At 71.8% G+C, this 20,752-nt stretch carries 17 protein-coding genes; 3 read left to right on the top strand and 14 right to left on the bottom strand.

From position 1 onward, the window contains the following. Window positions 1-4: 4 nt before the first annotated feature. On the top strand, window positions 5-697 hold the full coding sequence (locus AC07F0_RS27925) for a restriction endonuclease (protein WP_478982854.1): 693 nt from the start codon (window positions 5-7) through the stop codon (window positions 695-697). 115 nt (window positions 698-812) lie between these two features. On the opposite strand, the gene AC07F0_RS27920 is transcribed toward AC07F0_RS27925, so the two are convergent. The 12 genes from AC07F0_RS27920 to AC07F0_RS27865 form a co-directional block, all read right to left on the bottom strand. After that, window positions 813-1,409: a GTP-binding protein gene (locus AC07F0_RS27920; RefSeq protein ID WP_478982982.1), complete on the bottom strand. Its 597-nt coding sequence runs from the start codon at window positions 1,407-1,409 to the stop codon at window positions 813-815. 67 nt (window positions 1,410-1,476) lie between these two features. Continuing rightward, a complete protein-coding gene (galE, locus tag AC07F0_RS27915; RefSeq protein WP_478982853.1) occupies window positions 1,477-2,490 on the bottom strand; it encodes a UDP-glucose 4-epimerase GalE in 1,014 nt (337 codons plus the stop codon). Between the two features lie 18 nt (window positions 2,491-2,508). Further along, window positions 2,509-3,834 (bottom strand): MFS transporter, encoded by a 1,326-nt coding sequence (locus AC07F0_RS27910; RefSeq protein WP_478982852.1) that lies wholly within the window; start codon window positions 3,832-3,834, stop codon window positions 2,509-2,511. After that, complete coding sequence (locus AC07F0_RS27905; protein ID WP_478982851.1) at window positions 3,827-5,011, bottom strand: ATP-grasp domain-containing protein; 1,185 nt, start codon at window positions 5,009-5,011, stop codon at window positions 3,827-3,829. Before AC07F0_RS27905 ends, AC07F0_RS27910 begins: the two co-directional genes overlap by 8 nt. Further along, window positions 5,011-6,231 (bottom strand): ATP-grasp domain-containing protein, encoded by a 1,221-nt coding sequence (locus AC07F0_RS27900; protein ID WP_478982850.1) that lies wholly within the window; start codon window positions 6,229-6,231, stop codon window positions 5,011-5,013. The genes AC07F0_RS27905 and AC07F0_RS27900 overlap by 1 nt, the downstream gene beginning before the upstream one ends. A gap of 51 nt (window positions 6,232-6,282) precedes the next feature. Continuing rightward, the gene (locus AC07F0_RS27895) at window positions 6,283-7,509 is read right to left on the bottom strand and encodes an ATP-grasp domain-containing protein (protein WP_478982849.1); all 1,227 of its coding nucleotides are present in this window, start codon (window positions 7,507-7,509) and stop codon (window positions 6,283-6,285) included. 47 nt (window positions 7,510-7,556) lie between these two features. Continuing rightward, on the bottom strand, window positions 7,557-8,348 hold the full coding sequence (locus tag AC07F0_RS27890) for an SDR family NAD(P)-dependent oxidoreductase (protein WP_478982848.1): 792 nt from the start codon (window positions 8,346-8,348) through the stop codon (window positions 7,557-7,559). Between the two features lie 63 nt (window positions 8,349-8,411). After that, the gene (locus AC07F0_RS27885) at window positions 8,412-9,404 is read right to left on the bottom strand and encodes an aldo/keto reductase (RefSeq protein ID WP_478982847.1); all 993 of its coding nucleotides are present in this window, start codon (window positions 9,402-9,404) and stop codon (window positions 8,412-8,414) included. Further along, window positions 9,386-10,678 (bottom strand): FAD-binding protein, encoded by a 1,293-nt coding sequence (locus AC07F0_RS27880; RefSeq protein ID WP_478982846.1) that lies wholly within the window; start codon window positions 10,676-10,678, stop codon window positions 9,386-9,388. Before AC07F0_RS27880 ends, AC07F0_RS27885 begins: the two co-directional genes overlap by 19 nt. Further along, window positions 10,675-11,724 carry a polysaccharide deacetylase family protein gene (locus AC07F0_RS27875; RefSeq protein WP_478982845.1) on the bottom strand — a complete coding sequence of 350 codons (1,050 nt, stop codon included), beginning with the start codon at window positions 11,722-11,724 and terminating at the stop codon, window positions 10,675-10,677. The genes AC07F0_RS27880 and AC07F0_RS27875 overlap by 4 nt, the downstream gene beginning before the upstream one ends. Window positions 11,725-11,735: 11 nt before the next feature. Continuing rightward, the gene (locus AC07F0_RS27870; RefSeq protein ID WP_478982844.1) at window positions 11,736-12,545 is read right to left on the bottom strand and encodes a phytanoyl-CoA dioxygenase family protein; all 810 of its coding nucleotides are present in this window, start codon (window positions 12,543-12,545) and stop codon (window positions 11,736-11,738) included. 225 nt (window positions 12,546-12,770) lie between these two features. Then, the gene (locus AC07F0_RS27865) at window positions 12,771-12,923 is read right to left on the bottom strand and encodes a hypothetical protein (RefSeq protein WP_478982843.1); all 153 of its coding nucleotides are present in this window, start codon (window positions 12,921-12,923) and stop codon (window positions 12,771-12,773) included. Window positions 12,924-13,224: 301 nt separating this feature from the next. Between AC07F0_RS27865 and AC07F0_RS27860 the strand changes: the two genes are divergently transcribed. Then, window positions 13,225-14,457: a helix-turn-helix domain-containing protein gene (locus tag AC07F0_RS27860; RefSeq protein ID WP_478982842.1), complete on the top strand. Its 1,233-nt coding sequence runs from the start codon at window positions 13,225-13,227 to the stop codon at window positions 14,455-14,457. 410 nt (window positions 14,458-14,867) lie between these two features. Here AC07F0_RS27860 and AC07F0_RS27855 read toward each other — a convergent pair whose 3' ends face one another. Then, window positions 14,868-16,061, bottom strand: a complete 1,194-nt coding sequence (locus AC07F0_RS27855; RefSeq protein ID WP_478982841.1) for a cytochrome P450 — start codon at window positions 16,059-16,061, stop codon at window positions 14,868-14,870. After that, window positions 16,036-19,179, bottom strand: a complete 3,144-nt coding sequence (locus AC07F0_RS27850) for an amino acid adenylation domain-containing protein (RefSeq protein ID WP_478982840.1) — start codon at window positions 19,177-19,179, stop codon at window positions 16,036-16,038. The genes AC07F0_RS27855 and AC07F0_RS27850 overlap by 26 nt, the downstream gene beginning before the upstream one ends. Before the next feature lie 262 nt (window positions 19,180-19,441). Here AC07F0_RS27850 and AC07F0_RS27845 point away from each other — a divergent pair, with 262 nt between their 5' ends. After that, window positions 19,442-20,635, top strand: coding sequence for an MFS transporter (locus AC07F0_RS27845; protein ID WP_478982981.1), 1,194 nt, complete (start codon window positions 19,442-19,444; stop codon window positions 20,633-20,635). Window positions 20,636-20,752: the final 117 nt, after the last annotated feature.

Genomic DNA, 20,752 nt, shown 5'->3' with positions numbered 1-20,752 from the left:
TTTGGTGTTCGACGAAGACGGCTCGCTCGACCCGTTCTTGAAGTTCCTGCTGTACACGGTCGTACTCCTGGGGGTGGCCAAGACACTGTGGGCATGGCTCACCGACGACGTGGCGCGGTGGTTCAGCTTCGACCTATGGCACTGGATCACCGAACACCCGTGGTGGTCGGGACTCAGCCTGGGGGTGCTGATTGCCCTGGCGAGGCTGATCCGGCGGGCCACCGCAGACGGCGCCGTCGTCTACGCCGAACCGTATGAGCCGGCAGAAGATCCCGAGCCGGCAGTGCTGACATACCGGATGAAGCAACTGTCGGCCATGACTCCGACCGAGTTCGAACAAGCATGCGTCGAAATGCTGGCTCGCGACGGGTTCGACCGCCCGCTCCGCGTCGGTGGCGCCGGAGACCTCGGCGCTGATGTCGTGGCCTACGACGATGAGAATCGCAAACTCGTCCTGCAGTGCAAGAAGTATGCGCGCCCAGTTGGGTCAAAGGAGGTCCAGACGTTCAACGGGACCGCACGCCCAGAACACGGAGCCGATCTGGCTCTGATCATTGGCCTCAACGGCTTCACGCAGCCAGCCATCGACTTCGCCCAGCGCCACAACCTCACCCTCATCGGCCGCCACGAGCTCAAGCGCTGGGCTCACGGAGAACACCTCTACTCCATCCTCATCCAACAAAACTCCACCGCATAAGGCGGAGTCCCAGAACAAGCCACCGCGGCACAGATACTGGCCCGGTTACCTTTCATTCTCAGGTGAACCCGGGGACTTTTTCCACATCCGTCTCATGCCTATGGCTGACAGCTCCTCAATCCGCTCGGCTGCGAGGCTGTCCTTGCGGGCACGGCAGTTGGCGGCTGCCACGCTGCGGGCGTGGTCGCCGCCGTCGAGGGCCTGAGGCAAGCGGATGGCTGCGGCGCGGGCGCTGCCTCGGCATCAGTGGCGCTTGCTGGCGCCAACCCGGTACCGTCGAGAAGAAGGCCGCGGTGCCGTGGATGCCGTGTGTCTTCAGGTCCATCCAGAAAAAGTCGTGCAATGGGGACGAAGGCGGCGCGCCGCAGCTGGTCGGTGTGGCCACCGAACCGCTCGGCGAAGTCGTCCGGCTGGGTGTGGGCGTGTGTCCGCACTCCCTGGTTTGCGCTTGGACCTCGTCGAGGGCCGGGGCCGCCAGTACGACGCTGTCGAGCGTGCTCGGCACGTGCTTGACCTCCGTGGCGAGGTCCGGGTGGCTCGGGATGTTGATCAGGTTGACCGCCACCCCAGCCGCCTCGAGCGAGACGACGGCGGCCTTGATGGTGATACCGCGCCTCGGTTCCAGCGCGAGCGTGTCGGTCTGTGTGCTGTCTTCGTCCGCGGCTGCTGTCTTGTCGATGGTGCCGACGGCGTGGAGTGACCGCTCGGTCAGGTTGGTCCTGCCCGCGTCGGCATGGGCGAGGATCCCCCGGGTCCACCGGGCTCATCGCCGGCTTTTTCTATCTGGTCGCGTGGCTCACCCGCATCTCGGGTCCGGCGGGCGCCGGCTCTTTGCGGTACCGGAGTTGCCAACCCGCCCAGGCCGACGAGATCATCTCCCGCACTCCGAACTGCGCGTTCCAGCCCAGTTCGCGCAGGACGGAGTCGACCGAGGCCACCACCCGCGCCGGGTCGCCGGTGCGGCGTGCCAGGATTGTCGGCTCGACTGCGTGCCCGGTCACCTCACCGATCAGCGTGATGATCTCCCGCACCGACACCCCGTGGCCGCGCCCGACGTTGAGGGTCAGCCGCGCGGTGTGCGCGGTCAGCCGTCTGGCTGCCGCCACGTGTGCGGCAGCGAGGTCGGACACGTGGATGAAGTCCCGTACGCAGGTCCCGTCCGGAGTCGGGTAGTCCGCCCCGAACACGGTCGGCCGCCTGCCGAGCGCGAGCTGTTGGAACACCATCGGGATGAGGTTGGCTGCCTGCCGGTCGGCGAGTTCGGGGGTGCCCGCCCCGGCCACGTTGAAGTAGCGCAGGTTGACGTAGCCCGTCCCGGTCGCGTGCGCGACCGCCCGAACCAGCCACTCTCCCGCCAGTTTCGTCTCGCCGTACGGGTTCACCGGGTGGCAGCGCGTCTCCTCGGTGATGTACTCGGTGGGCGGGCTGCCGTACACCGCGGCGCTGGACGAGAAGACGAACCGCTTCACGTCCGCTCTGCTGGCGGCGTCGAGGAGTACGCGCAGACCTTCCACGTTCTGCCGGTAGTAGAACAGTGGATCACCGACCGACTCGGCGACCTGCTTCTTCGCGGCGAGGTGGATGACTCCGGCGACCCGGTGGTCGCGCAGCACCCCCTCCACGAGATGGCCGTCGAGCACCGACCCGACCACGCAGGGCACGCCCGCCGGAAGCCGGTCCGCGAAGCCCGACGACAGGTCGTCGAGCACCACCGCGCCCATACCGGCTTCCCGCAGCGCCGCGACCACGTGCGCCCCTATGTACCCCGCACCGCCTGTGACCAGCCAGGTCATTTTCCGTTCCTTCCCGGACTATGCCGTCGGTGTCTTCTCGGCCGCCGCAGCGGGCAGCCTCCAGCAGGCCGAAGCGAACAGCGACCAGCCCGCGACCGAGGCGAACGCGAAGACGAGGATGGAGTTCCACAGGCCGAACCGCTCGCCCATCAGGCCCCCGAGGAACGCGCCCAGCGGGAACGGCCCGTAGGTGAGCATCCGGTACGCCGCGGTCGCCCGGCCCAGGACCTCGGAGGGGATCACCGACTGCCGGAACGCGACGACGTGGACGTTGTAGATGGTCAGACCGAACCCGTAGACCGCGAAGGTCAGCGTCGTCGGCACGAAGTTCCAGGGCGTGCTCCCGCCGGTCGGCAGCAGCAGCGCCGGCGCCACCGACGCGAAGCCCATGGCCAGGATCAGGACCCTGGGGAACCCGAAGCGGTTTCCGGCCCGCTTGGCCACCACCGCCCCGGCGAGCGAGGCGACGCTGCCGAGGGCGAGGACGAAGCCGACCCCGCCCGCGTCCATCCCCAGTTCCTTGACCGAGTAGACCAGGAACAACGTCAGGATCGCCTGCTCGCACAGGTTGAACCAGCCCGCCTGGAAGGTCAGCACCCGCAGGATCCGATGGCGCCACAGCAGTCCGAAGCTGGTGAGGATGTCGGCCAGACGGGGTCTGGTGGTCTCGTCCGCCGGGTTGCGCGGCGGCTCCCGGTGGCGGATCAGGAACATGGTCACGAACGCCGCCAGATAGGCCACGACGTTCGCCAGGATCGCGAACCACGCGCCGAGCGCCCTGATCAGCAGGCCGCCGACGCCGGGGCCGCCGATCTGGGCCACGGAGTAGGAGCCCTGGAGCTTGCTGTTGGCGTCCACGAGGTGCCGCTGCGGCACGAGTGCCGGGAGATAGGCCAGGTAGGCGACGTCGAACACCGCGGTGCCCGAACCGACCAGGAACGCGATCACGCACAGCGCCGGGACGGACAGGGCCTCGACGAGGTGGAGCACCGGCACCATGGCGAGCGCCGTGGCGCGCACGAGGTTCGCCACCAGCAGGATGAGCCGGCGGTCGAACATGTCGATCAGCAGGCCGGCGAACGGCGTCACGCACAGCGCGGGCAGGTACTGCATCGCCGAGACGACACCGACCTGCGTCGCGCTCGCGCCCAGGCCCAGCACCAGCAGCGGGAGTGCCAGCTGGGTCACCTGGGCGCCGAACGCGGCGACCGTCTCCCCCGACCACAGCTTGAGGAAGTCGCGGTTGTGCCACAGGCTCCGGCCCGGTGTGGGGGGCTCGCTCGACGGCTGCGTCCGGTTTTCGGGTCCGCTCGTACCGCGCGGCTCGACGTGGGTGCTAGTCACCGCGGTAGACCTCCGCGCCCTGGTCGAGCTCGGCCAGGGCCGCGAGGACCTCGGCGCGGGTGCCCGCGAACAGCGCGTAGCCCACCCGGTCCTCCGGGCCGCGCGGCACCCGCGGCACCGTGCCCTCAGCCGCGAAGTAGCGCAGTTCGCGCAGGGTTCCCAGCAGCGGCGGCCTGCTCGCGCCGTCCAGCGTCACCCGGTGGTGGAACGGTGTCTCGCCGTCGCCGACGAAGAACCGGATGGCCGAGCACTCCGCGGCCGGCGTCCCTGGCGCTGTGCGCTCGCCCACCACCGCCGCGAGTTCCGCGGTGTTCAGGTTCCACCCCGTGGCCAGCTCCACCAACCGGGGGATCTGGTCGCCGGCGGGGCGTCCGGCGACCTCCATGAGGATCGGGCCCGTGTCGCTCATGCGGAACTCGGCATGGCACACGCCCGCCTCCATGCCGAGGGCCTCCAGCGCGCGGACCGTCGCGGCCGACAGCAGCTCACGGTCCGCCTCCGCCACCGTCGCCGGCGACACATGGCCGACCTCGACGCAGTACGGCGGCCTGGTCAGGTGCTTCTCGGTGATCGCGATGATCTGCGTGTCCCCGGGCGCCCAGGTCACGGCCTCGACGCTGTACTCCGTGCCGACGACGTAGCGGTCCACCGCCACCCGCCCGCTCGCCGACAGCGCGGCGGCGGCCAGGAAGGCGCCGGCGAAGTCCTGCGGATCGTCGACCACCGTGACGCCGCCACTGCCGCCGTAGTCCGTCGGCTTGACCACGACCGGGAACCGGCCCTCGGCCAGCCGCTCGCCCTCCTCGACGGCGCGGGCCACACCGAGCTGGGGCGAGGGCACGCCCTGCTCACGCAGGCGGCCGTGCATGAGGCCCTTGTCGCGGAAGACACCCGCCGGCATCCGGGGCGCCGCGACGCCGAGTTTGCGGGCGACCTCCCGGGCGATGTCGGTGGACAGCTCCTCCCAGCACAGGATCGCGTCCCACTCGAAGTCGGCCGAGCTCGCCGCCTCGAGCATCGAGTCGACCGAGAACCGGTCGCCCGCGCGCCACCAGTCGCACTGGTTGATCGGGATGCGGTGCGGCAGGTCGATGACACCGACGAAGTGCCCGGCGTCCCGCAGCGACTTGAGTCCGAACTCCTTGTTCTCGCCCAGACCGGCGATCAGCACCCTCATCACGACCCCGCCTTTCCGCCGAAGATCTCGAAACCCTGCTCCAGCTGCCGGTAGGCCGATTCCGGCGAGCAGCGCAACAGGTCCGCGGCGTCGAGTTCCTTGACCCAGTGCCGGCCCGCCTCCAGGTCGCCGATCGTGGTGACCAGCTGCATGCGGTCGGTGTTGATGAAGCACCGGTTGGTCGGCTTGCGCGCGGTCACCCGCATGACGTCGGCGCCCTCGGGGTGCGCGGGCACCTCGACGCCGGGGATCTCGGTCGACGGCAGTTCTATCGCCACCGCGCGCGTGCGGACCTCGGGAAGCGGGTCGCCGAGCGCGGTCCCGGTGAACACCGCGTGCGGGTCGGTGCCGGTGCCGGTGAGCCCCAGGTCGGACAGGCCGCCCAGACGCGGGTTGATCTCCAGGACGACGATGTCGTCCCCGACGACGGCGAAGTCGATCTGCCACGGTCCGTAAGGGGCGAAGTTCTCCTGGATGTCGGTCAGGAACGCCTCCAGCCGCGCGGCGGCGCCCTTCGGGAGGGTGTACGGAGCGACGCGCGCCCGCAGTGACGGGTCGAGGCCCGCGTCGAGGGGGCCCATGGACACCACCGGCCAGCGCATGAGCTCACCGCCCGCGCTGATCAGCTCGATGCCGGTCTCGACGCCCTGCTTGAAGGTCTGCACGATCGCGGGGAACGCCAGGCCCGCCGCGAGCACCGCTTCGAGTTCCTCGGCCGACGCCGCGTAGAAGCGGCCGTCGCCCGCCTGTGCCTGGGCCTCCTTGATCACGAGCGGGAAGCCCAGCTCCCGGGCGGCGTCGGTGACCGCGCCGGCGTCGGCGCAGACCGCGCCCGCCGGGACGGGCCAGCCGCGCTCCACGCCGGTTTCGTGCAGCTTGACCTTGTCGCACGCCACCTCGGCGAACGCGGCGGAGTGTGCGACGAACCGGCCGTCCCAGCGGGCGGCGGCCTGTCCGTAGACGATGGGGAGCTGCTCCTGGCCGTGGGCGTACGGGTTGGCGATGGCGACGTCGGGCCGCTCGGCCTCCAGCACGCGGACCACGTCATGCGCGGTCCAGTCCAGGCTCAGCAGCTTGACCTGCACGCCCTCGTCGTCGAACTCGAGGGCCGGGTCGAACTCGATGGCCGAGTAGACGACGAAGTCCGTGTAGCCCCGGTCGCGCAGGACGGGCAGGAAGCGGGCGATCTTGTACTCGCCGAAGATAAGAGCTTTCTTCACTTTTCTCTCCATTCGTGGTGCAAGGGGGTGGTGGAGGGTGGTGGTCGGGGCTCAGACGCCCAGGGGTTCGCCGACCACGGTGGTGCTGTCGGCCAGCGCCAGCAGCCGCGCGTCGATCTCGGCGATGTCGGCGCCGGTGGCGATGACGTAGCCGGCCCGGCCGAGGAACTGCCGGGGCGGCAGCCGGAGTTCGGTCCCCGGCTCGCTGACCCGCCGCACCTCGTGCACCCAGGGCTCATCGGCGAGCGCGGCCGGCATCTCGATGCCGTCGAACGTCAGGTCGGCGCCCGGGTACAGGAAGCGGATGCCGACCAGGCGGTCCGGCTCCGGGATCGGGTCCGGTTCGCGGCCCGTGGCGACCGCGCCGAGGACACCGCCGATGGACAGCCCGGGTATCGCGATCTCGGCCAGGCGCGGGATGAGGTCGCCGCCGAGCCTGCCGTTGACCTCGACCACCCTGGGCCCGTCGGCGGTGAGCATCAGTTCGGTGTGGGTGACCGTGCGGTCGACGCCTAGGGCCCGGTTCGCGGCGATCACCACGTCGCGGACCGCGGCCTCGGTCCCGCTGTCGAGGACCTTGCCGACGACGTGCGCCACCTCTTCGAAGAACGGCGGGTAGTCGGTGCGTTTCGCCGAGATCGAGAAGGGCTCGACCCGGCCGTCGAGCACCCAGCTGTCCACCGCGATCTCCGGGCCGGACAGGAACTCCTCGACGAGGACGAGTCCGTCGCCGATGGACGGGCTCTCCGCGCCGCGGACGACCTCGAAGGTCTCGCGCAGCTCGGCCTCGCTGTGGACGATCGTGACCGCGATGCTCGCGGCCTGGCCACGGGGTTTCACCACCACGGGATAGCCGATCTCGTCGGCGGCGGCGACCGCTTCGGCCACGGAGGCCGCGAGGTGGAACCGCGCCGACGGGACGCCGTCCTCCTGGAACCGCGCGCGCTGCATCGCCTTGTCGCGGCACGACCGCGCCGCCCCGGTGGGCATGGACCGCACGCCCAGCCGCGCGCCGATCTCGGCAGCCTGCGCCACGAGCCACTCGTCCCAGGTGACGACGCCCACGATCCGGTTACGCGCCGCCAGGTCCTCGGCGGCGGCGAGGACCGCGGCCTCGTCCTGGAGGTCCGCCTCGCGGTATTCGGCCACGTACGGCAGCTCCCACTCCAACGGGGATCGCGCGACGAGGACGACGCGGTACCGCTGCGCCAGTCCGCGCAGCGCGTACTCCCTGAAGTGCTGGAACCCCGTGCCGATGACGAGAACGCTGTCCTTCATGTGCCTGCTCCTTGTGGGGGTGGGGTTCGGCCGTCGGACACCGGCGCTCACCGGTAGGCCCGTTGCGCGTCGACGATCCGCCGGGCGGTGTCGTCCGGGGCGCCCTGGCGCTGGATCCAGGCCGCGGCGGCGGGGAACTGCACCGCGAGGGCGCACAGCAGCCGGAGCTTGACCGGCGCGATGTTGATCTCGCCTCTGTCGCGTTCGACGGCCCGGATCACCGCCGCCGCGACCTGGTCCGGGGTGACGGTGCGCGCGCCGCGCGGCAGGGGCGCCCCGGTCCTGGCGAACATGCCGGCCTCACCGACGAAGCCCGGCTGGATCAGCGAGACCCCGACGCCCGCCTCGCGCAGGTCCTGCCGCAGGGCGTGGGCGAAGCCGCGCAGGCCGAACTTCGACGCGGTGTACAGCGAGGAGTACGGGGTGGCGGCCTTCCCCGACATCGACCCGACGAAGGCGAGGTGCCCCCGGCCCGCGCCGACCATCGCCGGGGCGAGGAGCCGGGCCAGTACGGCCACGGAGCCCAGGTTCACCGCCAGCGCCCGGTCGACCTGCTCGGGCGTGTACTCGAGCAGGTCACCGCTGGCGGGCAGCGCCGCGTTCGCCACCAGGATGCTGGTGCCGGCGCAGCGTTCGGCGAGGTCGCTCACCTCGCGCGGGTCGGCGAGGTCGGCGGGCACCCACCGGGCACCGACCGCGGTGGCGAGCTCGCGCAGCGCGTCGGCGTCACGGCCGGTCACGATCAGGTCGGCGCCTGCCTCGGTCAGGCGCTCGGCGAGCACCCGGCCGATGCCGCCGGTCGCACCGGTGAGGAGAACGGTCTGTCCGGCGATGTTCATCCTGTGGCTCCTGGGTGGGGAGGGTCGGCCCGCGGTCACGGTGTGGCCGGCCGCGGCTTGCGGTTACCAGAGGTGGTGCACCTGGGCCCGGATCCGGCGGTCGTACAGCTCGCGCAGCCGGTCCAGGGTGTGCTCGGGCAGCGGCGTCATGGAGCCGACCGCCGCGTTGGCCCGTGCCTGGGCAACTGAGGTTGCGCCCGGGATCACCGTGGTGACGCCGTCCTGCTGGGTGACCCAGCGCAGGGCGAGCTGCGCGGCCGTGAGGCCGTCGGGCACCAGGCCGGCGAACTCGGCCGCGGCTTCCAGGCCGGTCTCGTAGTCGACGCCGGAGAAGGTCTCGCCCACGTCGAACTGCTCACCGTGCCGGTTGTAGGCACGGTGGTCGGTCGCGGCGAAGACCGTGTCCCGCCGGAACTTCGCGGACAGCAGGCCGGACGCCAGCGGGACCCGGGCGATGACGCCCACGCCGGCGGCCCGGGCGGCGGGCAGAACCCGCTCCAGCGGCTTGCGCCGGAACACGTTCAGGATGATCTGCACCGACGCGACGTTGGGACGGGCGAGGGCGGACATGGCCTGGTCGCAGGTCTCCACGCTGACGCCGTACGCCGCGATCCGGCCCTCGTCGACCAGCACGTCGAGCGCGTCGTACACCGCGTCGGAGGAGAAAACGGCGTCCGGCGGGGTGTGCAGCTGCACCAAATCGAGCGTGTCGACACCGAGGTTGGCCCTGGAACGGTCGGTCCACTCGCGGAAGTTGCCGAGGGTGAACGCCCCGAGTTCCTGCGGGCCGCGGCGCCCGATCTTGGTCGCCACGGTGGGCCGCTCGCCCGGCGACGTACGGAACTCCCTCAGGAACCGCCCGATCAGCCGCTCGCTGCGGCCGTCGCCGTAGACGTCGGCGGTGTCGATGAAGTCGACGCCGGAGGTGACGGCCGTGTCGAGGATGGCGCGGACGTCACGCTCGGCCACCTCGTTCCATCCGTCGCCGAACTGCCAGGTACCGAGACCGACGACGGAGACCTTCCGCTCGGTCCTGCTCAAAGGTCGCTTTTCCATGCGCGCGTCTCCCGGGTCGGCTGGGGGCAAGGGGTTTCGATGGGGGCGGAGAACAGCTCGTCGACGAAGTCGTTGCCGAACTTGCCGTCCGGGTCGAACTTCCGCGTCAGCTCCCGGAAGTCGGGCGCGCGGCGGTAGCCGGACCGGATCTCGGACCCGGTCATCGCCGTCAGCTTCGCCCAGTGCGTACGCGCCCCCAGCGGCACCAGTCGCTTCTCCACGGCGGCGATCACCGGCGGCACACGGGCGATGTCCTTGATCCAGGTGAAGTGGAACGTCACCGAGTCCCGTTCGTACGCCGGGCTCAGCCACAGGTCGTCGCCGCGCACGGTCCGTACCTCGGCGACGTGCAGGACCGGGCCCAGCACAGCGCCGAGTTCGCGCAGCGCGGCGAACGCGGCCGGGGCGGCGGAGCGCGGCAGGAAGTACTCCGACTGCAGTTCGTCGCCGAGCCGCGGGGCGGTGCCGGTGCGGATGTGCGGCAGCCGCTCGTGCCACGGGCCGGGCACGCCCAGCTGGGCCGTGCACGGCGCCGGGTCGGCCCGGGGCACCGGGTTCAGCGGGCCCGTCGCCGGCCTTCCGAGGTCCAGGTCCGCCACGGGCCGGTCGGTGCGCCGCTTGAGCCACACGGTCGCGTCGTCGGCCCACTTGGTGAACACGCTGACGCTGTAAGCGGCGCCGAACACGTCGCCGAAGCGGCCCTGGACCTCTTCGAGGGGCACCGCCACGCGCACCGACTGGGCCACCTCGAAGGACGGCTCGATCTCCAAGGTCATCCGGGTGGCGACGCCCAGAGCCCCGAGCGAGACCACGGATCCGGCGAAGGTGTCGTGGTCGACGTCGCGGCGCAGCTCGACCAGATCGCCCTCCGGGCCGACCATCTCCAGCCCGATCACCGCGGCCGCGAGAGCGCGCTGGGTGTCACCGGACCCGTGGGTGCCGGTGGCGCACGCCCCGGCCACCGTGATGTCCGGCAGCGACGCCAGGTTCGCCAGCGCGTAGCCCGCCCGGTGCAGTGCGGCGGCCACGTCGGCATACCGCATGCCCGCGGTCACCGTGGCGGTACCGGCCTCCGCGTCGATGTCGACGACCGGCGGCAGCCCGTCGAGCCGTACGAAGCTGCCCGCCGTCCCCAGGATTTCGCTGAAGGAGTGCCCGGCGCCGAGCGCCCGGACCCGTTCGCTGTCCGCGACGATCCGGCGCAGTTCGTCGACCGACTCGGGCCGCGACACCCGCGCCGCTTCGAAGGTGATGTTGCCCGCCCAGTTCCTCATGCGGCACCCGCAAGGCCGGACCCGGTGTGCGCGAGCATGTCGTCGACGCGGACGAACTCGTACCCGCGCTCGAGCAGTCCCTCGATGATCAGTGGGAGGGACTCCACGGTGGGCGTGCGGTCGCCGCCGCCGTCGTGCAGCAGGATGACGGAGCCGGGCCTGACGTCGGCCAGCACGTCGCGCGCGATGGCCCCGGCCCGCCGCAGCGCCCAGTCGTCCGGCGCCACGTCCCACAGCACCGTGGTGGCGTCGAACTCCGAGAGCCAGCCCATCACCTGAGGCGTCCGCGACCCGTACGGCGGCCGGAACAGCCGGGGTGCCGCGCCACCGCTCGCCTCGGCGATCGCCTCGGCGGTGCGGTTGATCTGCTCGGCCAGCTGGGGCCGCGACAGCTCGGGGAGGAACGGATGCGACCACGTGTGGTTGCCGATGGCATGCCCCTGCTCGCGCATGCGCGTCAGGTCCTCGGCGAAGCCGCCGGCGTTGATCCCGACGCAGAAGAACGTCGCCGGGACCCCGTAGCGCTCCAGGGTGTCGAGGACCCGGCCAGTGAACGGCGGCAACGGCCCGTCGTCGAAGGTGAGCGCGACCTGGCGGCGGTCGCGGCTGCCGTGGCTGAAGAAGCGGCCCGCGGCGGTGAGTTCGCGCTCGGCCGCCGCCGACGATTCGATCCAGGCGGCCAGTTCACCCTCGCGGCCGGTCTGGGTGCCCCGGTGGGCCTCCAGCGGCACCAGGCCGTCGGCCCGGCGCAGGCCCGCGCGGGCCAGTTCCTCCGCCGGCACGGAGCCGAGCAGCGGCCGGTCGGGCAGCAGCCAGGGGTCGGCGCGGTGGACGCGCAGACCCGCCGCCATCATGCGGCCGTCCAGGGTGCCGTTGGTGCTCTCCACCACTACGGTGAGCGCGTCGCCCAGCTTCCCCAGTTCCGTTATCAGTTCACCCGCGCGGTGCGACGGGTATGCGTCGGGCACGGGGACGGGCCGGCCGTCCGGGCCGATCATCGCGAGCTGGTAGCCGCCCGCGTGCCATGAGACTCCCGCGTACAGCATGTGGCCGCCCCCTACTCGGGCTTCGCGTAGTCGCTGAAGTGGCGCTCGGCGAACAGGTCCGGCCAGTCGGCGCCCGCGAGCCCGAGCTCGCGCGCCCGGCTCAGCATCTCCCGCCAGTACGGCTTCACCGGCGGCCACAGCGCCCCGGCCTGGCAGTAGGAGGCGTCGACGAAGTAGCGCGGCCGGCCCGGGTACTCCGGCTTCGCCCGGCGGGCGTGGAACAGGGCGGAGTGCAGCAGCACGGTCGATCCGGGCCGCAGGTCCTCGATGAACAGCTCGCCCGGCAGCACCTCCGTGCCCAGGTGGACGCGGGCGGTCTTCTCGGCCACCTCGCGGTGCGAGCCGGGCAGGACGGCGAGGCCGGCCATCTGCGGGTCTATGCCGTCGAGGTAGTGCAGCGCGTGCACCATGGTGTGGGTGCGGTGCGACTGGACGCGCTGCTCGTAGTCGTGGTGCCAGGCCTTCCCGGGCAGGTCGGGGGCGTGGCGGTCGCTGTGCATGTGGTGGAACACGAACCGCGGACCCAGCAACTGTCCGATCACCCGCAGCAGCGGCTCGTGGGTGAGGAGTTCGCCGTGGGCGGGCATGTCGAGTTCCATGACCGCCGGGGTGCCGTTGTTCTCGGGGTCCACCACGGCCGCGATGGCCTGGGCGCGCAGGCCCTGGTCGACCCAGCGGTCGACTTCCGGCTTGACCCGGGCCACCAGGTCGTCGGGGAGGAACCCCGGCAACACGAGGAAACCGGACCGCTCGAACTGCGCGATCTGTTCCTCGGCCAGTTCGGGCGCTTGCGTGGGGGCGTAGATCGTCTGCACGGACACGGGTAAGGGCTCCATTCTTCGTCGATGAGGTGGCGAGGGCCCGGATGGGCTGGGCGTCGAGGGCCAGGAGTGGGTTGGGCGAAGGCCCGGATGGGTTGGGCGAAGGCCCGGATGGGTCGGGCTCGATCGAGCGACTCGGCCTGAAGCGATCATGACACTATTTGCCAACCGCCTTGGACTCGCTTGACAAAGCGCCTTGTCAATTTTGGCAACCCCGCGCCGACGTCACGGCCAGTCGATGTCGCCGGCCTCGGCCCGGGCGTGGGCGACGGTGGAGTCGCCGCCCGCCGGCCAGTCGATGCCGGACCCGCCGCCGACCAGGGCCGCGGCAAGGGAGAACAGAAGCGCCGCAGAGGTGGCGAGGATGCGTACGCGCATGAACGTCTCCAGACAGAAGATCCCTGGCAAGGGATACGGGATGAAACTCGCTGTGCAGGCGCTTGGTGCGGCTGGACGTGGATCAACCTAGGGCGCGCCGCGGTCGCTTGGCAAGACTTCCTTGCCTAATATTGCCAATCTTCTTCGCGGATCCAGGCAACAGCGCAGTGAACAATTCCGCACTGACTGTCATCACATGGGCAACTGGTTTGTCAGCTTGTGCCCGGCCCGGCTAGGATGCGGACAGTGCATTTGGGGGGGTCGCCCATGGCCGTACGCGAGAGTTGATTGCGGGACCCACATGACAGAAGAGTCGTCCTTCGGAGCACGCCTCAAGGCCTTGCGGCTGCAGCGCGGACTTTCCCAGGCCGCACTGGCCGGCGAGGAAATCTCGACGGGGTACTTGTCACGCCTGGAGTCGGGCGCCCGGCAACCCACTGACCGAGTGATCACCTACCTTGCCAAGCGACTGAAAGTGGACCGCTCGGCCTTCGACACCCTGCCTCGCAGCAGCTCCCTCGCGCAGGGACTGAGCATCGCCGCCTCCTCGGACACCGACGAGGCCGTCGAGGACCTGATCGACGTGCTCGCCACGGCCCAGGACGAGGATCCGCTGCTGCGCTGGCAGGCCCTGTGGCTGATCGCCCGGTACTGGCAGCGGCGCGGTGAGCGCACCGAGGAACAGGCCTGCCTCGAGGAGCTGGCCAAGGTGGCGGACGAGCTCGAACTCCCTGCACTGCAGTGCAGGGCCAGGACTCAGCTCGCCCGGTGCCTGCGGTCTACGGGCCAGGTCTCCCGGGCACTCGAACTCGCCGTGCGGGCCTACCGTGAGGCACGGCAGGCCGAGCTGTCCACGTCCGACACCGGGACCGCCCTGCTGGCGCTCGTCTCGGTCGAGGCGGAGGCCGGCCGGCTGCCGGACGCCCGGGCGCACGCGCAGGAGCTGGTCGAACTCGTGGCGGGAAGGACCGACACGCTGCGGGTCGAGGCCCTGTGGTCGGCGGCCACGGTCAGCTCGCGCTATGGGGACGACGAGTCGGCCCACGAGTACCTGAAGCAGGCGATGCAGGCGCTGGACAGCAGCGTCGATCCCGTCCTGTGGGCGCGGCTGCGCCTCGCCGCGGCCTCCCTGTACCTGCAGTCCAGGCCCGCCCTCACCGAGCCGGCCCGGACGTGCCTGACGGAGGCGGAAACAGCGCTCTCCCTCGTCGGTACGCCCGTCCAGCAGCAGGAGTTGCTGGTGCTCCAGGCGCACCTCGCGTTCGAGGAGGGCCGGTACGAGGACGCCAGGGCGGCCCACGACGGGCTGGACCTCGACAAACTCGTCCTGACCTACCGGGACCGCATCCGGCTGCAGACCCTCGACAGCCTGCTCATGATCGTCGAGGGGCATCAGGCCCAAGGCCTCGCCCAGCTCAAGCAGTTGGGCGAGGAGGCCCGTCGCACGTCATACCTGGATCTGGCCGCCGAGATCTGGCGGGTGCTGGCCGAGACCCTGGAGAACACCGGCCGGCCGGAGTTCGCCACCGGCTGACCGCCCGCCCGGCCCCGGTGGCCGTAGGCGGCGCGTCGGCTCACGACGGTCTTCTCCGGTCCTCTCCGGTCCTCTCCCGCCCTCCCGGTCCGCCGCGACGGCGCTCGGGCACGACGAATGGCCCGGCGCCCCGCTGGGCGGGCGGTACGCCGGGCCTCGCGGACGGTCGTACTAGGCCGTGTCCGCAAAGTCCCGCCTGCCCCGCGACGCCTGGCACGCCTCCCTCACTGCCTCAAGGGCGTGGGAGGTGCCCCCACTCGCCGCACCGGACGAAGCCCCAAGTACATCCAGTACGAGGGACTCCGCCCGGCGCACCGAGAGCACGCACCAGACGCCGCGGGGCCCGCCCTCCGGGGCGGCGACGGGACTTTGCGGACACGGCCCAGGGCCCAGAAGTGCGCGCCCGGCACTCAGCGCGGCACGATCCGCACCGGCAGGCTCTCCAGCCCGTTGACCACGATCGAGCGCACGGGCACCGCGGGCCCCGTCTGTTCCACCCGTACGGCCATGTCGAGCAGTTCGCGGAACACCACCCGCATCTCGGTACGGGCCAGCAGCGAGCCGAGGCAGAAGTGCTCGCCCGCGCCGAGCGCGAGGTGGCGGTTGGGCCGGCGGGCCGGGTCGAAGCGGTCGGGGTCCGTGAAGACCCGCTCGTCGCGGTTGGCCGAGGGGATCCACAGCATGAGCCGGTCTCCCGCCTCGATCCGCTGCCCCTCGATCACCGCGGGCGAGGTGGCCACCCGCATGACGACGTTCGCGCTGGACGTCCAGCGCAGGATCTCCTCGACCGCCGTCGGCAGGAGCCCCGGGTCGGCCGCCAGGCGCTGCCACTGCTCGGGACGCTCCAGCAGCGCGAGCATGCCGCCCGAGGTCGCGAGCCGGACGTTCTCGGTGCCGCCGACCAGCAGGTTGTCGCAGTTGAGGAGGATGTCGTCCTCGGGCAGAAGCTCACCGTCGACCGGACTGTTCACCAGAGCGCTCACCAGGTCGCCGGCGGGCTCCTCCATCCGTTGGTACATGAGCTCGACGAAGTACTGCATGATCTCCTGGTGGGCCGCGCTCTGCGCGACGGGGTCGGCGGTCCCGAACGCCACGCTCGCCAACTGGAACAGCTTCTCGCGGTCCTCCTCGGGGACTCCCATGAGGTGGCAGATCACGTAGAGGGGCAGCCGGGCGGCGACGTCGGTGACGAAGTCGCAGCCGCCCGCCTCGACGGCTCTCGCGATCACCGAACGGACCACCCCGCGCATCGAGTCCTCCAGGGAGCGGACCGACCGGGTGGTGAACCAGTCAGCGACCACGGCGCGCAGTTGCCGGTGGCGCGGCGGGTCCGTCAGCGCGAGCGTCCGGCCGCCGCCGGGATCCTTTCCATGGCTCTCGGGCCGCAGCACGATGCCCTGCTCGGAACTGAACGTCCCGGGGTCCCGGCAGACGGCCCGTACGTCCTCGTAACGGGTGAGCGACCAGAAGCCGGGCAGGGCGCCGGGGTCGTGCCAGTACACCGGCTGATGGGCCCGCATCCAGCGCCACAGGGCGTGCGGGTCTCCGGTGGCGTGCAGTTCGGGGTCGATCAGCACTTCAGGAGCGGGGACTGCCAAGGTCATCGTGGTCTCCTCGGTTCGCGGTGCGCAGACGGTCGGCGAAGCGCTTGAGCAGTTCGTGCGCGGTCCGGTCGCCGAGCGCGTCCGGCCGGGACGAGAGCACGAGACGGGCTCCGCCGTCGGGAAGGGGCCAGACCTCCGTGTGCGCCTCCAGCGGCAGGTCCAGGTAGGGCGGCCGCACGAAACGGGTGCGCAGGCCATCGAGCCGGAGGTCGGCCGAGGCGTTGTCCTGGAGGACGAAGAGCGTCTGGAAGAGGGGCGGCCGGGCGCTCCTGCGCGGCCGGACGATCTCCAGAACCTCAGGCAGCGACAGGTCCTGGGCGCAAAAGGCCCGTTCGACGGACCGGCGGACAGCCGGGAGGGAGTCGTCGCCGGTGAAAACGGAGCCACGCAGTCTCACGCACACGGTCTCCACGTGGCAGCCGATGGCCCGGTCGAGACCGTCGTCCGCGCGCTGGGCCACCGGGACGCCCACCGCGAAGTCCCGCTGCCCGGTGATGCCGGCGAGCGTCTGCACGTAGGCGGCGAGCAGCACCACGAAACGGGTGACGCCGGCGTCGGCGGCCCGGGCGTCGATCGCGGCCAACTCGGCGGGGCTGAGCAGGACTTCGGCGCTGCGCGGCGTACGGGGCCCGTCGGCTTCCCCGGGGGCGGGCCAGCGCAGCTCGGGGACGTGCTCCAACTCCTCGGCCACAAAGTCGCGTTGGGCCGTCAGATCGGCCCGCTCGCGCCGCGCGGTCCGGCGGTGCCAGGCCTCGGCGAGGGACGGGGGAGGCGGGGCGGTGTGCTCACCGCTTCCCGGCACCGCGTTGTAGCCAGCCGCCAGTTCCCGCGCGAGGACCGACTCCGACCAGCCGTCGAATGCGATGTGGTGCACCACGCACCCGAAGACCGCCGTGTCCGCCGTGTCCGCCGCGTCGACGGGCACGACAGCGGCACGCCATATCTCCCCCTCGGTGATCTCCAGCAGGTCGGACAGCTCGGTCCGCAGCGTCTCGACCGCCTCCTCGACCGAGGGCCGCGCGGGCAGCGTCTCCAGCTCCGGCGCCTCGATGTCCGTGACCAGGGCAGTGGGCCGGGCGTCGATGACGTAGGCGCTGCGCAGTGGCTCATGACGGCGGTGCACCCGCGCGACGGCCGCGGCCAGCGCGGCACGGTCCAGCGGTCCGGTGACCGTCCAGAACACCATGCAGTACGCGGTCCGGTCGGTGGGATCGAGCAGGTGACGGGTGAGATGAACCGTCTGCATGGGCGTCAGGGGCACCTGCGGGAAGCTGTCCACGGACGCGGCCTGCGGGGGCGTACCGGAGATCGCCGTATCGGACAGCGACTTGCCGGACAGCGACTTGCCGGGCTGGGCGGGAGCGGCGTCCGTCGCCCGGCGTTCCCCGGCGAGCCATGCGGCCACTGCGGTCACGGTCGGGTCCCGGAAGAAGCGCGACAGCGGCAGCGGGAATCCCAGACGGGCCGCGAGCCGGGCGCACACCCGTCCGGCGGCGAGAGAGGTCCCGCCGAGTTCGGCGAACGGCACGTCCGGCGGTACGTCGTCGGTGTCCAGGACCGCGGCGAACGCCTCGCGGACCAGCCGGACCGTCTCGTCCCCGCCGTCTTCCCCCGGCCTGCTTCGGGGCGGGGCCGCAGGCCGGGCGTCACCGGGGCGGGGAGCACCGGCCAGCAGGCGGCGCTCGTCGAGCTTGCCCGTCGGCGTGAGCGGAAACGCGTCGACGCTGATCACCAGCTCCGGCCGCTGGTAGGGCACGAGGGCGGAGCGCAGCGCGGCCGACGCCCCCGTCAGGGAATCACCCGGGGTGGTCGGCACGCAGAACGCCAGCAGCCCCTGAGCCGCACCCGTGGCGTCACGGCGTGCCACCACCCGGCAGGCCCGGACGGAGGGCAGCAACTCCTCTATCTGCCGCTCGATCTCGGCGGGCTCGACGCGGTGCCCCCTGACCTTCAGCTGACGGTCGGCCCGGCCGCGGTAGTGCAGCACGCCCCGCTCGTCCCAGTACCCCAGGTCGCCGGTGCGGTAGACCCGTTCGGTCCGTCCGCCGAGGGTCAGGGACGGAAAGGCGGTCCCGCTCGGCTCGCCGTGCTCCAGGTACCCAAGGGCCAGTCCCTCGCCGGTGACGCAGATCTCGCCGGTCTCGCCCACGGCACAGGGCCGCTCCCCCTGGAGGACGTGGATGCCGGTCCCGGGCACCGGCCGGCCGACCGGTACGCCGTCGGGCAGTTCGCAGTCGGCCGGTGCGAGGTCATGGGTGGCGACGAAGACGGTGCTCTCCACGGGGCCGTACCCGTTGACCAGGCGTACGCCCGGGTGCCGCCGCAGGAAGGCGCGCACATGGGAGGCGGACAGCCGTTCCCCACCGGTGATCACGGTCCGCAGACCGCCGAAGGCCCCCGGGTCCTCGTCGACGATCATGTTGAAGAGACTGCTGGTGAGCCACACCGTCTGCACCCCGTGCAGGCGGATGCCGTCCCGCAGGGACTGGGCCGACAGGTACGGCTCGTCGACGATCACGGATGTGCCGCCGTTGAGCAGCGCCGCCCACAGCTCCAGGGAGAAGGCATCCCAGGGCAGCGCGGCGGCCAGCGGCATCACCGTGTCGGGGCCAAACGGGAGAGAGCCTTCCGGGCGGAAGAGCCGCGTGGTGGCGCGGTGCGGCGACAGCACGCCCTTGGGCCGGCCGGTGGTGCCGGAGGTGAAGAACACGCAGGCCGGGTCGGTGCCGGTGACGGTCGCTGCCCGGAAGCCGACCGGGGTCCTCGCGTCCCCTTGCGGGGTGAGCCAGGTGGCGAGAGAGGTCCGCCCGGCCCCGTCCGGGTCCGTCACCAGTACGTGCGCGCCGAGCTGGCCGGCCACCTCCTCCAGCCGCCGGTCCGGCCAGGCGGGGTCGCAGAGCGCGTACGCCGCGCCGAGCTTCAGCACGGCCAGGATCGAGGTGACGAGTTCGATGCCGCGCGGCATCAGGATCGGCACCAGGTGGCCCCGCGCGACCCCGGCCCCGGCCAGCCGGGCGGCCCACGCGTCGGCCGCCGCGTCCAGCTGCTGGTAGGTCCTGGTGCGGTCGCCCTGGACGAGGGCGACGGCCGTGGGGCGCAGCCGTGCGATGCCGGCCACCACCTCATGGATGCCCGAGGCCGGCCGGCGCGACGGACGCGCTGGGGCCTCGCCTGATTCCATCTGCACGGGCAGTCCCTTCTGCGGAGGGTGTTCCTGGCTTGGCAAATACCTTGCCTCAAAGATGCCATCGGTGGCAACATCGTTTGACCGCATGGATCGCGTGGACCGCGTGGACGGTGCGGACCCCCAGCCACCGGCTGCGGAAACCCCGGCCGACGGCCGGGGGACGACGCGCGAAGGAGAAGAGACTTTGACCAGCGTGGCCATACCCGCCGCCCCCGGCCTCGGCGTCCGGCGCGGCGTCGTGATGGTCCTGGCGGTCGCCGGGAGCATCACCGTCTCCAACATCTACTTCCCGCAGCCCCTGCTGGAAGCCGTGGCGCGCGGGATGAGCGTCTCCGAGCCGACCGCCGGTCTCATCGCCACGGCGGGGCAGGTCGGTTACGCCCTGGGCATCTCCCTGCTGGTGCCGCTGGCCGACGGCCGCAACCTGCGCCGGCTCACCACGGTGCTCCTGGCGCTGACCGCCGGCGCGCTGCTGGCCGGGGCCCTGGCGCCCAGCCTCGTGGTGCTGACCATCGCCACCGCGGCGGCCTCCACGACCACCGTGCTGCCCCAGATCATCCTGCCCGCCGCCGCCTCCATGGCGGGCCCGGCCGGGCGGGCCCGCGTGGTCGCCTCCGTCGGCATCGGCCTGACCCTCGGCTCCACCTTGTCCCGGACGCTGTCCGGTGCCGTCGCGGACCTCAGCGGCAGCTGGCGCGGCGCCTACGCCCTCGCCGCGGCGCTGACCGCGGCGCTGATCCTCGTACTGCCAAGGCACATGCCCACGGCGGACGGCCGGGCCACGATCGGCTACCGCGAGCTCATCGCCTCGATGCCCGGGCTGCTGCGGACCCACCGCGAGCTACGGCTGTCGGCCTTCCTCGGCGCCGCGACCTACGCGGTCTTCGCGGCCTTCTGGGCCACCCTCCCCTTCCACCTCGCGCACCCGCCGTTCGACAAGGGGGCTGGCTGGGCCGGCCTGTTCGGCCTGCTGAGCCTGCCCGCGGCGATCCTGTCCTACTCGGCCGGCAAGTTCAGCGACGCCTTCGGCACGACGCGCGTCAACGCCCTGGCCGTGGCCTGTCTGGGTCTCGCCCTCGCCATGTTCGCGACCCTGGGCACGACCTCCCTCGTCGCGCTCGTGCTGGGCACCAACCTCCTTGTCTACGGCACGAGTTGTGCCCAGATCGCCAACCAGGCGAGGATCTTCCGGCTCGACGAGACGGTGCGGGCCCGGCTCAACACGCTCTACATGCTCTTCGCCTTCAGCGGCGGAGCAGCCGGCTCACTGGCCGGCGTCCGGCTGTACAACGCGGGCGGCTGGGCCTGGACCGTCCTGGGCTGCGCCGCCTTCCTCGCGGTGGCCGGCGCCCGCCTCGCGGTCCACTCCGCGGCCGCCAGGCACTGAGACGGGACGGGGACGGCCGTGGGGGGGGGGGGGGGGGGGGGGGGGGGGGGGGGGGGGGGGGGAGGGGGGGGGGGGGGGGGGGGTGGGGTGGGGGGGGGGGGGAGGGGGGGGGTTTGG

The organism is Streptomyces sp. NPDC045955, assembly GCF_056430805.1.
This window is presented reverse-complemented; position numbering and strand designations above follow the sequence as displayed.